General features: G+C 45.1%; 10 protein-coding genes. 4 read left to right on the plus strand and 6 right to left on the minus strand.

Annotated elements, in window-relative coordinates; genetic code table 11:
- Positions 1–111: 111 nt before the first annotated feature.
- The 4 genes from NIES1031_RS00690 to fabI form a co-directional block, all read right to left on the minus strand.
- Positions 112–1608: a carotenoid oxygenase family protein gene (locus NIES1031_RS00690; protein ID WP_073547642.1), complete on the minus strand. Its 1497-nt coding sequence runs from the start codon at positions 1606–1608 to the stop codon at positions 112–114.
- 40 nt (positions 1609–1648) lie between these two features.
- Positions 1649–3097, minus strand: coding sequence for a folate/biopterin family MFS transporter (locus tag NIES1031_RS00695; RefSeq protein WP_073547643.1), 1449 nt, complete (start codon positions 3095–3097; stop codon positions 1649–1651).
- A 211-nt stretch (positions 3098–3308) separates the two neighbouring features.
- Positions 3309–3959: an imidazoleglycerol-phosphate dehydratase HisB gene (gene hisB / locus NIES1031_RS00700; protein WP_073547644.1), complete on the minus strand. Its 651-nt coding sequence runs from the start codon at positions 3957–3959 to the stop codon at positions 3309–3311.
- Between the two features lie 90 nt (positions 3960–4049).
- On the minus strand, positions 4050–4826 hold the full coding sequence (gene fabI, locus NIES1031_RS00705; RefSeq protein ID WP_073547645.1) for an enoyl-ACP reductase FabI: 777 nt from the start codon (positions 4824–4826) through the stop codon (positions 4050–4052).
- Between the two features lie 430 nt (positions 4827–5256).
- On the opposite strand from fabI, the gene ntcA reads away from it, so the two are divergent.
- The 3 genes from ntcA (at position 5257) to NIES1031_RS00720 (ending at position 8120) form a co-directional block, all read left to right on the plus strand.
- Entirely contained in the window at positions 5257–5928 is a 672-nt protein-coding gene (gene ntcA / locus NIES1031_RS00710) for a global nitrogen regulator NtcA (protein ID WP_015188606.1), read from the plus strand.
- A gap of 134 nt (positions 5929–6062) precedes the next feature.
- Entirely contained in the window at positions 6063–7535 is a 1473-nt protein-coding gene (locus tag NIES1031_RS00715; RefSeq protein ID WP_073547646.1) for a DUF3084 domain-containing protein, read from the plus strand.
- Between the two features lie 174 nt (positions 7536–7709).
- Entirely contained in the window at positions 7710–8120 is a 411-nt protein-coding gene (locus NIES1031_RS00720) for a pre-16S rRNA-processing nuclease YqgF (protein WP_073547647.1), read from the plus strand.
- Between the two features lie 292 nt (positions 8121–8412).
- Here the strand turns inward: NIES1031_RS00720 and NIES1031_RS00725 are convergent, their stop codons facing one another.
- On the minus strand, positions 8413–8676 hold the full coding sequence (locus NIES1031_RS00725; RefSeq protein WP_073547648.1) for a DUF3146 family protein: 264 nt from the start codon (positions 8674–8676) through the stop codon (positions 8413–8415).
- Between the two features lie 395 nt (positions 8677–9071).
- On the opposite strand from NIES1031_RS00725, the gene NIES1031_RS00730 reads away from it, so the two are divergent.
- Complete coding sequence (locus NIES1031_RS00730; RefSeq protein ID WP_218596628.1) at positions 9072–10460, plus strand: GTP-binding protein; 1389 nt, start codon at positions 9072–9074, stop codon at positions 10458–10460.
- Between the two features lie 89 nt (positions 10461–10549).
- On the opposite strand, the gene NIES1031_RS00735 is transcribed toward NIES1031_RS00730, so the two are convergent.
- Entirely contained in the window at positions 10550–12337 is a 1788-nt protein-coding gene (locus NIES1031_RS00735; RefSeq protein WP_073547649.1) for a mechanosensitive ion channel, read from the minus strand.
- Positions 12338–12372 lie beyond the last annotated feature (35 nt).

Here is a 12372-nt window from a genome sequence, read left to right on the forward strand (position 1 = left end):
AAAATGGTTACACCACTTAGCGTCAAGAGTCAAGGTTGCTCTCTAGAGAACTTTGAAAAGATTATCTTATAGATGGCGTGCGCTTCATAACAAACACGCCATTACAATACATCAAATATTAGGTGATGGGACAAACACTTCTGATGTAAAGCTACCATGTAATCCATAAGGAACATGATGCTTGAGGTGGAGACGCGCGATCGCACCTTGCTCTAAATTACGCGCATTTAAAATCACCACATCCGAACGATGGTACGTTGCATCGTAAACTAACGCCAATATCCAGCCATCATCTTCACTTTCACCGCCAGGGCGTTCTACAAAAATTGGTTCGCTAACAAAACCACGTGGTGCAGCACTCCATAATTGTCGCTGTCCTGATTCTAAATCAACTTTGAGAATTGCTTGCAGAGGCGCATTTCCAGTTGCTGCGTGCGCCGCCCCCATATATAAATACCGACAAGCACGTCCAACTTTTTCGGGGTGCATCGTGGGAAATTCGCAACAGCGTGGTTCAATTAATTCTCGCGATACGGTTTGCTGTTGCAAGTTGACATGAAAGCGCCACATCTGTCCTGGTTTAAGTGCATCAAAATCAACTTGTTTGAAATCGCTTCCGGCTTCGACTTCAGGAAACGATTCGTAACAAATTGAGTCAATGAAAATTTCATCACCTTGCTCAAACGCATTCGCATGATGAAAGACAAAACCAGATTGCGTTTCTAAAATTTGTACCTGGCGCGATTTATTTCGCTCAATCACAACAATGCGGGTGGGTTGATTTGGGAGAAACTTGATACATTCTCCCGCACCGCGCAAACCTAAAACAAAAGGAATCGGATTAAATGCGATCGGGTTTTGAAAGAAGATGCAGTAATTTTCGGTAATGGCAAAATCGTGAATAAAGGCGAATCCAGGTACATTGTGCGCGTGTTGGCGAATCACGTTACCCGCTGGATCTAATTCAAAAATCGTAATTGTCGAAGACAAACCAGGCTTAATCGAGAAGTTGACCATGCATGGTACGCCACCATCTTGATTACACCTCGGATCAATTCTCGGATGTGCAGCAAAAGCTTCGCCATCTGCTAAAACGCCGTTGAGTGAGTCTTTACCCAAAGTTTCCAATGTGACTGGATCGAGGCGGTGGGGATCAGCGGCTTCCCATAATGCGAGAAGTTTACCGCCCCAGTAGACAACGTTGGTGTTAGCGATATTTTTCAATCGCAGATCGAAAGCGTTTGCTAGCCAACCACCAGGCTTTTGCGTACCAAAAACACCACGATAGAGGATTGTGCCAGCTTTTTGTTCTTCTATAAACGCAGCAGTACGGATAAAACGATTGCGGAAGTGCGCGCGACCATCTTTAAAGGCGATCGCACTAATCATGCCATCACCATCAAACGGATGATGAATTGGAGTACCATTAATATCTAATAACGCTGGACCATTGCGGAACAAAGTTCCTTGCAACTCTGGTGGAATTTGCCCCTCAATGTTGTCAATCCAGTAATCGTATTCGGTTTTGAGTGATTCATATCCTCCTTGCCAATCTTGGCGTTGATAGGAGTGTGTAGGAACTGTAGATGCGCGTTCGTGAAGTTGCATAGCTGTAGTGGCTAATGGTATAAGACTATAAAGCTAAAATCTACTCTGCGGGTTCTTCGGCTGGCTGTTGCAATAGTGACTGCGGAACTAACTCAGACATCAATTCTGGTAACAATGCTTGTCCACCATGTTGCTTGGTAGGAGTCGCATCAGCATCGACTTTTACATCAGGTTCAATTGTTCGAGTTGTGATTTCGGTTGCCGGTAGCCAATTAAGAAACGGTAATGGTAGTAGTGTACTAACGTTCGCAATGACAACTAGTATCCAGAGGTTTTGAAAGTTGGTTTGCGTAATCCCCATCCAATGCATGAGTAACGCTCCCAATTGATAGGAAAGCAACCCTCCTAAATTAGAAATCGACATTAAGAGTGCAAATAAGGTTGCTTCCACCCCTGGAGGGCATAAACGTGCCGCTAATACTAAAACTGGCATATACGCAATCTGCCCCATCACTGTGAGGATCAGATTATCGCCAATACTAAACCAATGATCGTCAATTCCTAAAGCACGGTTAGTATGAGTTACGAGTAGTAACATACTCATTCCTAAAACGGCTGAGAGTGCGGTACTCCATCCAAAAATGACGCGAAACGGGACACTTTTCAAAAAGCGATGAAACAACCACACGCCAAGAAGCGAAGCGATGCTGGTGACTAGGCGGACTCTGCCTAAAAACTCTGGTTCAAATCCTAATTCGTTTGTCGTGAAGAAAAAGAAAGCCGCGTCAGCTGTGGGAGTTGCTTGCCAAATAAACACAAATGCGGTAGGAAGCCAAATAGCTTTTTGCGTTATCGCTTTACGTAATTCTCCCAATTGATGCTTCACAGTCAATAAGTCGGGCTTCTCGCTAACCGGAGACTCGCTAATCAACCAAGCAACTATTGAGACAATCAATGGAAAAGAAGCCGTAATCCAAAAGATCGTGCGCGTGGAAAAGTGTTCGAGAAGCAATCCACTAAAATAGGCGGTGATTAAGCCACCAAAAGCTGATGCGCCCCAACACAGCGATTGTAACGAGCCAACCTCTCCTTGCGATTCGGCGCGCGCACGTTCTACGACAAGCGAGTCAACAATGACATCACCGATCGCGACTGATAAAGAACCAAGTGCGAGTGCTAAAGTTGCAGCGGCGGAACTATGGACGAGCGTTGCTAAACCCACCCAGGAAAGCGACCCTAAGATTCCTGACAAGATGAGGTAAGGACGCCGGCGGTATCCGAGAATCGGCAAACCATCGGAAATGAACCCAAATAGAGGTTTAACGATCCAAGGCAATGCCACAATCCCAAACAGCGCTGATACCTCAGCTGGACTTAGTCCCAACTCATCTTTGAGGAAAAAGCTCACCGCTAGCCGTGCCAACCCCAGAATCCCTTGCACAAAGTAAACCACTAGAATGCCGAGTAACTCTGGAGTGGGTTCTATACCAAAAAACACTGCTTTTGTCAAGGAGCTTTTCAAACTCGTACCACTTGGAGAAATAAACATTGATAATTCTTAATAAATATCAATGATTACTATAGTATCCATCTACCCTAGGATGTGTAACCCCTATGTCAAAGAAGGGAGCAGAGGGGCAGAGGAGAGATAATACTTATGAACTTCTCTTTTACTAATCACTCTTTTGCTCTACATTACTCAAAATTCACACACTCTTTCACTAACCACTAGCCACTCGATTTAATCACTGAACTAAGCTTTATAAAACTCCTTTTGAACTGGGAATTGCCCCTGCACGTCGGGGATCGACTTCTAGCGCCATGCGCATCGCTCGTGCAAAAGCTTTGAATGTAGCTTCAATGATGTGGTGCGAGTTGATACCATCAAGTTGGCGAATGTGTAGCGTCATTTGACTGTGGTTGACGATCGCGACAAAAAATTCGCGCACAAGTTGAGTGTCGTACGTCCCTACGCGCTGAGTTGGAATTTGTAAGCCGTAGCTGAGGTGAGGGCGTCCCGAAAAGTCTAAAGCAACTTGTACCAAAGCTTCGTCTAACGGCGCGAGAAAGTTGCCAAAACGGACAATTCCCTTGCGATCGCCTAACGCTTTATTCAGCGCTTGTCCGAGAGTAATACCAACATCCTCATTCGTGTGATGGTCGTCAATTTCGAGATCGCCTGTTGCTTGAACGTCTAAATCAATCAAACCATGCGACGCAATTTGATGCAGCATATGGTCAAGAAACGGAATGCCCGTTGCTGCTGTACACTGACCTGTACCGTCAAGATTTAAATTCACTTGGACATCAGTTTCACCTGTACTACGGCGAATTGAAGCTGTCCGCGCTACGGTAATGTTTGAGATTTGTTGTAGGGTGTCGCCCTGGTCTGGAGGATCGCTTAACTGCATGAAGTCAAAATTAACGAGAACAACTCTATTACCATGCTACAATTTCGTGAACCGCAGGCGAGATGCCTGCTTCCCAAAACCTTAATTTAACTACATTCCCATAATTTCGTAGCCAGCATCGACGTACAAAATTTGTCCAGTAATACCGCTTGCGAGATCGCTACACAAAAAAGCTGCTGCATTACCAACTTCAAGTTGAGTTACGGTACGCCGTAAGGGAGCAACTTCTTCGACATGGTGAATCATGTCTAAAATACCGCCAACAGCAGAAGATGCAAGCGTGCGGATAGGACCTGCGGAAATCGCATTGACGCGAATATTTTGTGAACCAAGTTCTGAGGCTAAATAGCGAACACTCATTTCTAATCCAGCTTTGGCAACTCCCATGACGTTGTAGTTGGGGACGACGCGATCGCCACCTAAATAAGTCAGTGTCAGAATACTTCCACCTTCTGTCATTAAAGGCTTCGCGGCTGCACTTAGCTGAATGAGCGAATAAGTGCTAATTTCTAAAGCCTTCGCAAACCCTGATCGCGATGTCTTACTAAACTCGCCGCCTAAATCTTCTTTATTAGCAAATGCAAGACAATGAATCAGAATATCAAGCTTGCCCCATTTTTCTTGAATCGCGGCAAAGGTAGACTCAATCTGTGCCTCGTTTTGAACATCGCAGGGAACAAATAAGCTAGGGTTAAGTGGTTCTACAAGTTCTGCCACTTTTTTTTCCATCTTTCCCTTCTCATCAGGAAGGTAACTAACGCCAATATTGGCTCCTGCTTTATGCAGTTGTTGGGCAATTCCCCAGGCGATCGAGCGATTGTTAGCAATGCCTGTTACTAAAGCATTTTTTCCCGTTAAATCTAGCATGGTAGTTAACTTATGCAACCTTCTTGAGGATACTGGAATCTGAGAAGCTTTTTCAGCATCAGGGCTACCGCATACGCGCATCGCTTATAGAACCTTCAGAATTCTGGATTTGTCCGTCAACCTTGTGAACAAACGTTCTTCCTCAATGCTGAGGGAAAGCGACAGGAAGAGGGCACAAATTTCCTTGTAAATACTTAGTTTCTCACTTAAGAGGTTGACAAGTTATGCTAACTAGTAGTAAGTGGACAAATTGTATGTAAATTAATCTAAAGTCTTGATTTAGGGGTAGGAAATTTGCCATTTTAGATTTTATGTAAATTAGACTACAAAATCCCAAATGCAAGTCGGTTTAAGTGATTTAAAGTCTCAAACTCGCGTGTGGAATGTTGAATTGGTGTAAGCTTTCGAGCATCGGTAAGGGCAAGGATATATGGTCGTGACGCAAGATAGACCGCTAGCAGCTGTATTTCGTCAGGTAGGCGCTGGCTCGTTTCCACCAGTTGTGGAAACTTTTGAACGAGGTAAAACGATATTTTTTCCTGGCGATCCAGCAGAACGAGTTTATTTTCTCATCAAAGGTGCGGTGAAGCTTTCACGCGTTTACGAAGCGGGAGAGGAAATCACGGTAGCGCTGCTGCGCGAGAACAGTGTTTTTGGGGTTTTGTCACTGCTGACGGGGAACCGTTCAGATCGGTTTTATCACGCCGTGGCGTTTACACCCGTAGAGTTATTATCCGCACCGATAGAACAAGTAGAACAATCTTTAAAAGATAATCCTGAATTATCAATGTTGATGCTGCGTGGTCTATCGTCAAGGATCTTACAGACAGAAATGATGATTGAAACCCTAGCACACCGCGATATGGGTTCGCGCTTGGTTAGCTTTTTGTTAATTTTGTGCCGTGACTTTGGCGTGCCTAATGCAGATGGGATCACAATCGATCTGAAACTGTCACATCAGGCGATCGCTGAAGCAATCGGTTCGACTCGCGTCACTGTCACTCGGCTACTCGGAGACTTGCGTCAGGAAAATATGATTTCTATACACAAGAAAAAAATTACAGTACACAACCCAGTGGCGTTGAGTCAACAGTTTAGTTAGTTGCTGTGGTGAGGAAGTTGTCGAGATGGAAGAGTGCGATCGCGAGATTCGTCTCAAATTCCCTCGCTGAAAAACAGCGAGCTTCCTCCTAAAAGGTAGTAGGCTGTATCTGGAGGGGTAATAAAAAGCTAAAAATGACCACCGGATACATTTTGATTGCATCGATTTTGATTTTGGGAGGCGTAATCGCAACGGTGGGCGATCGCCTAGGTACGCGAGTTGGTAAAGCACGGTTAAGCTTATTCAACCTGCGTCCGCGTAATACAGCTGTCGTGATTACCATTTTGACGGGAAGTATCATTTCAGCTTCGACGTTAGCAATTTTATTTGCAGCAGATGAGCGATTACGCACTGGAGTATTTGAATTAGAAGCAATTCAAAGCGAACTGCGCGACAGACGCCAGCAACTAGAAGCCACACGTCAACAACTCGAAGCGACAACCCAAGAAAAAATGCAAGTCCAACAGGAACTCGTGCAAGCAAGAGCCGAACAAAGAGCCGAGCAACGAGAAGCCCAACGACGCGAAGCCGAAGCGCAGCAACGCTTAGAAGCCATCAATGAATCACTACAAGCAGCGCGGACACAACAAGCACAAACGCAAGCACAACTCAATCGCACCCAAGCCCGACAATCGCAAACACAAGCACAACTCAATCAAACACAACAAGAGTTAACTCAGGTTTCTGCGCAGTTCCAGCAAGCACAAGCCAGGTTAAAAACGGTTTCGCAACGCGCCAGAGAACTACGCACTGAAATTCAACAAGTACAAGCTGAATTGCAGCAGTTAGTCGAGCAACGCGACCAACTCAAAGCGCAAATTACGCAACGCGATCGCGAAATCGCGAAACTCGATGAAAGTATTACGCAACGCGATCAAGTAATTGCACAACGCGAAAGCCGCTTGAAACAATTAGAAGTTCAACAAAACTATCTCGAACAAGAAGCGCAAAGTCTCGAAAGAAACCTACAAGTATTGCGACGCGGAAATGTTGCATTGTTTCGCGGTCAAGTGTTAGCGGGTGGTGTTGTGCGAATCGTCGATCCCAAAGCGGCGCGTCAAGCCGTCGATCAACTGTTGGGAGAAGCAAATCGAACAGCGCTGCGATTTACGCAACCTGGTATCGAACAAGTCAACGCGCAAGTTGTCAATATCTCGCCTGCACAAGTAGACCAACTCATTGCGCAAATTGATGATGGGCGTGATTACGTTGTTCGCATTATGTCAGCGGGAAATTATGTTTTGGGCGAACGATCCGTACAAGTGATCGCCGATGCTGCGCAAAATCAAGTTGTATTTCGTCCTGGAGATGTCTTAGCCGCAATCTCTGCTAATCCTGCTACTATGTCAGACACCGAACTCAGACAGCGGGTAGAACTTCTTTTAGGAGCTTCTAATTTTCGCGCCCAAAGAGCGGGTATCCTAGGCGATACGATCCAAATTGGCGATAATCGAATTGAAACATTGATTGGTTTTATTGAACAACTCAAACAATACAATCAGCCGGTTGAAATTCAAGCGGTAGCAGCAGAGGTCACGTACACTGCTGGACCTTTGAAAGTTGAATTATTAGCAACGCAAAATGGGCAAGTTGTGTTTCGTACCTAGTTACAAGGGGTCAGAGGTCAGGGAGTTATTTTGATTACTTGCTTCGCATTTAAGAAAATCGCTCACGCTTGCTTAATTAAAGCAAAGACAATTAAACATTTTTGAGGTTAGGATTATTAGCTCACCCGACCTCAGACCTTTGATCCCCGACCTCTCAGAAAAAGGTTTGTGTCAATGCAGCCAACTATTTTAGGGTTTGATCCAGGGCGCGATAAGTGTGGAATCGCAGTGATGGGACTCGACCGCAAGTTGTATTACCATCAAGTTGTTTCAGCAACAGCGGCGATCGTCTCAATTACACAACTTCGTCAACAATTTCCCGTATCGTTAATCGTCATCGGAGATCAAACAACTGCTAAAAATTGGAAACAAAAACTAGAGAAAGAACTCTCCGAACCTCCATCAATTGTCATGGTTGACGAACGATATACATCCTTAGAAGCGCGCGATCGCTACTGGCAAATGTTTCCCCCACAAGGCTTGCAACAGCTACTTCCACGCGGTTTACGTCAACCACCAAAACCTATCGATGATATTGTCGCCATTTTGTTAATCGAAAGATATCTCAATCGCCTAGCACAATGAGGTTTTGAATTTTGAGTCGTGAAGTGTTGAGTTTAAGACAGTTACGAGTTCTATAGCAAAACGTATTAGATTAAGACATTTATAATCCTGAGTCTTTGTTACCACAGCGAGAACGTCTTTGCGCAGGTTAAGAGCGTTGAGGGGAGTTTTCAAGACAAATCTTTCAAAAAGCTAATTGCTAACTGCGATAAGTGCCAAGTGTCTAGAAAAAGTAAAAAGCGAGAAAATTAAGAAAATTCTCTTATAATTCAAAACTATTCACTAACCATGTGTTGCTCACCCCTCGCTTCTACTAAAGTTCTGCACGAATAGTAAAAGCGTAATCTCCTCCTGGTTCGAGTTGATAATCTTTCTGTTCTAGAAAGCGTCCTAACGGTTCCTTAATAAGCGCACGACCTTGAGAAGGTTTGACAGACAATTCACCGCGCCGAAAGCACCATTGAAACTGCCATTCAAAATCACCGGCTCGTACTTCTCCTTCTAAGAAGCCAAACTGCCAGGATTGTCGTGTAATCCTAACATGGGCAGTAGTTTCAGGCAATCGCTTACGACTCACAATCCTTTGCTTCCCAATTTCGACAATGAACGATTAGATTATTAACTTCCATTGTGCCTATAGGTCATAACTCGGAACAAAGATACAAAGACATAAATTTGGGTACCCTTCCTAGGGTATATCGTTTTATAGAGATCAGCGTTTTTCGAGCCTCCTTCAAAGGCGAAAAAACCGAACAACCTTTTGACATAAAAGATGATTAGGATCGAGATGAAGCATTGCGAAACTGCTGATACGTGGAGGTAAGCCAATTGACTTTTGCATCGCCTGATCCAATTTCTGATGGAAATCAATTGTTTCAAAATTTTGAGCAGCGCCAAACATCATCAGAATCGCTTGGAGAAAGCACATCTTCACTTTTAGATGATTGGGATGATGCAGAATTAGAGCGTGCGATTTCTAGCGTTGCCGAGATTCAAGCAGAGTTAAATTATCAACAAGCAAAAAATACACTCCACAATTTAGTTACAAAGCTCGATCTTACGTCTCAAGAGCGGCATGGTTTAGAAGCTGAGATTCAGCAATTAGAAACGATGCTAAGCAACCTAGAACGCCAAGTATTACAAATTGCTGCTTTTGGTATGGTAGGGAGAGGCAAGTCATCGTTACTCAATGCTTTAGTCGGAGAACCTGTGTTTGTCACAGGACCACTACATGGCGTAACGCGTACAGCATCGCGTGTAGCTTGGAGCGTGAGCGAAGAAAGTATTAATGGCGATTCGTATCAAAAAGCGACACTTACAGGTGCTGGAAAGTCGCAGATTGAACTGATTGATACTCCAGGGTTAGATGAGGTTGATGGTGAAACTCGAGCTGAACTAGCAACGCAAGTCGCGGCGCAAGCTGATTTGATTTTATTTGTTGTGGCGGGTGACATAACGCAGGTAGAACACATAGCCTTATCACAACTGCGCGAAGCTGGCAAGCCAATTTTGCTTGTATTTAACAAAATAGACCAGTATCCACAAACTGATCGCCTAGCGATTTACCACAAAATCCGCGATGAGCGTGTCCGCGAGTTACTTTCTCCTGATGAAATTGTGATGGCGGCAGCTTCGCCATTGGTAAGGACGGCGGTGCAACGTGCTGATGGAACGCGTGGAGTTCAACTCCGAGCCAGTACGCCGCAAGTCGAGGAACTCAAGCTCAAAATTTTAGAAATTTTGTACCGCGAGGGCAAAGCTTTAGTAGCACTTAACAGTATGCTTTATGCCGATCGCGTCAACGAGCAATTAGTTCAGCGTAAACTCGAAATTCGCGATCGCAGTGCGAATCAATTAATTTGGCGTGCTGTGATGACGAAAGCAACCGCGATCGCACTTAATCCATTAACCGTTGTTGATTTGATGAGCGGTGCGATTATTGATATTGCTTTGATTCTCAGCCTGTCGAAACTCTACGATATTCCTATGACGCAAACGGGTGCGGCTGGATTGTTACAAAAAATCGCTATCAGTATGGGGGGAATCAGTGTCAGTGAGTTACTGACAAATTTAGGCTTAAGTTCGCTCAAATCATTACTGGGTGTCTCTGCAACCGCGACTGGCGGTCTTTCGCTAGGTCCTTATATCTCGGTCGCATTGACGCAAGCTGGAGTGGCTGGTGTGTCATCTTATGGTATCGGACAAGTCACCAAGACTTACCTCGCCAATGGTGCAACTTGGGGTCCTGAAGGTCCTAAAGCTGTTGTGCAAAGTATCTTGGCTTCGCTCGATGAAGCTTCAATTATTAATCGGATTAAAGATGAATTGCGCAGTAAGTTAGGAGTGAGGAGTGAGGGGTGAGTGACTAGAGAACATTATATTATATATTATTTCTCCTCTGCTCCTCTGCACCCTCTGCATCCTCTGCTCCGCTGCTCTTTTGCTTTCTACTAACGTGGTGGTTGATTGCGTTGTTCTTGGAATGAACTCAAGAGGTTACGCACTTGTTGCGCGGCGATATCGCGTCCACCTAAGCCAAAGGCGATCGCTACTGCGACTGCAACCGCACCGAGAAGCAATCCAAAGGCTAAGTTAACAATCTCGGTTGCAATGCCAATTTGTTGCAGTGCTAGAGCCGAAACAAAGACAATGATTGCAATTCGTGCTACTTGACCTAAAAGTTGTGCCTGACGATTGCTAGAGGAACTGACAATTAAGCTATATGCCAGGTTGGCAAGAAATAAACCGATCGCAAACACGATCAAGCCAGCCAAAATGCGCCCGAAGATCACAATCAAACCGCTTACGAGTGCGGTGAGTGCGGGAATATTTAAGATATTAACTGCTGCTACTGTTGCAAACAGCATAATTCCCACTAAGGTAATAATTCCGGCAACTTCTGATGGCGTGCGCGTTGTGATCGCGGCGGCGGCGTTCTCAGTTGTTGTGCGCTCAGGTTGCAAAATAGTTTCTTGGTCGCTACCAGGAGGTGGAATCACAAAAACTTCTTCGGTTCTTCTAATATCCGAAGGCACGCGGCGGCGTTGCAAGCCTGACAAGCCAATCACAGAGAAGATGTTATCAAAGCCCAAGCTAGAGAGAATGTTTGTAACAAGATCTGCTACAAAGCGCCCTAGGAAATAACCTAAAATCAGAATTAGTGCCGCAGTAAAGATTGCGGGTAGCGCGTTGAGGATTTGCTGAAGCATCGCGATCGCCGGAACAGAAATCGCATTAATCCGCAGCGCATTTAACGCCGCAATTGCTACCGGAATTAAAATCAGCACGTAAACAATTGTGCCGATAATTCCTGACAAGGACTGTGTCGATGTACTGGTGCGAGTTCTTCCCAACCCGAACCGTTCGCCCATTTGATCGACTCCGGTTGACGCGAGCAAATTGGTAACAATTCGCCGGACAACTGTTGCGAGTAACCAACCCGCAGCCGCGATCAAAACTGCTGCTAAGATATTTGGCAGAATCAACAGAATTTCATTAACAAGGTTCTGTACTGGTAGCAGCGCCTGTTGCAGCCCTAAAGTGTCGAGAACCGGAATGAGAAACAGTAAAAAGATGAACCAGTACAGCGCGTTGCCAATGGTTTCGCTCAACGACATTCGGTTCGATTCGCGCGGTTCGTCGGGCGATCGCTGATCTAAACGTTCATCGAGTCGTAATGCTTGCAATCCCCGTGTTGTAATCAGTTTTACGAGCGTCGCAATTAACCACGCCACGCCAAACAAGATGGCTGCGCCGATTATCCGAGGAATAAAGCCAAGAACGAGATTAAGGAAGTTGTTCAGTGGCTGCGATACGGCTTGTAACTGGAGAGTTTGTAAAACTGCGACTGCCGTAAATAAGATAATAATCCAGAAGACAATGTTGCCGATTAAGTTTTCGACGCGTGGGAGTTCGCCTGTTTCACTACGCCCAACGACTCCGGCGGCGATGCGGTTATCTAAATTAGTACGGTTTAGGAGTCCTTTGGTGATTGATTTGGCGATCGCAGCAATAATCCAACCAATAATTAATACCAGCAGCGCTGCTAATAAATTTGGCAGAAACGACCACAAACCTGCTAGTAAGCCCGTCGTGAAGCCCACCGTATCTTGTACAGCTTGTCCTGTTTGCTGTAGTGGTTGTCCTGCTGGAGCTTGTTGTTGAAATTGTGCCAGTATTGCATTACCGATTATTGGCACTTTTACTCCGTTTGCTATACCTTGCCAAGTTTCATTCATGGTTTTTTAGAGTAAACGTCAGGTGTGAGGAGAGA

Origin of the sequence: Chroogloeocystis siderophila 5.2 s.c.1 (assembly GCF_001904655.1) — a bacterium.
In the GTDB taxonomy this organism is placed as follows: Bacteria; Cyanobacteriota; Cyanobacteriia; order Cyanobacteriales; family Chroococcidiopsidaceae; genus Chroogloeocystis; species Chroogloeocystis siderophila.

Coding starts and splice junctions, on each gene's coding strand:
- NIES1031_RS00690 (WP_073547642.1), bottom strand. CDS start 1,608: ATGCAACTTCACGAACGCGCATCTACAGTTCCTACACACTCCTATCAA.
- NIES1031_RS00695 (WP_073547643.1), bottom strand. CDS start 3,097: ATGTTTATTTCTCCAAGTGGTACGAGTTTGAAAAGCTCCTTGACAAAA.
- hisB (WP_073547644.1), bottom strand. CDS start 3,959: ATGCAGTTAAGCGATCCTCCAGACCAGGGCGACACCCTACAACAAATC.
- fabI (WP_073547645.1), bottom strand. CDS start 4,826: ATGCTAGATTTAACGGGAAAAAATGCTTTAGTAACAGGCATTGCTAAC.
- ntcA (WP_015188606.1), top strand. CDS start 5,257: ATGGTCGTGACGCAAGATAGACCGCTAGCAGCTGTATTTCGTCAGGTA.
- NIES1031_RS00715 (WP_073547646.1), top strand. CDS start 6,063: ATGACCACCGGATACATTTTGATTGCATCGATTTTGATTTTGGGAGGC.
- NIES1031_RS00720 (WP_073547647.1), top strand. CDS start 7,710: ATGCAGCCAACTATTTTAGGGTTTGATCCAGGGCGCGATAAGTGTGGA.
- NIES1031_RS00735 (WP_073547649.1), bottom strand. CDS start 12,337: ATGAATGAAACTTGGCAAGGTATAGCAAACGGAGTAAAAGTGCCAATA.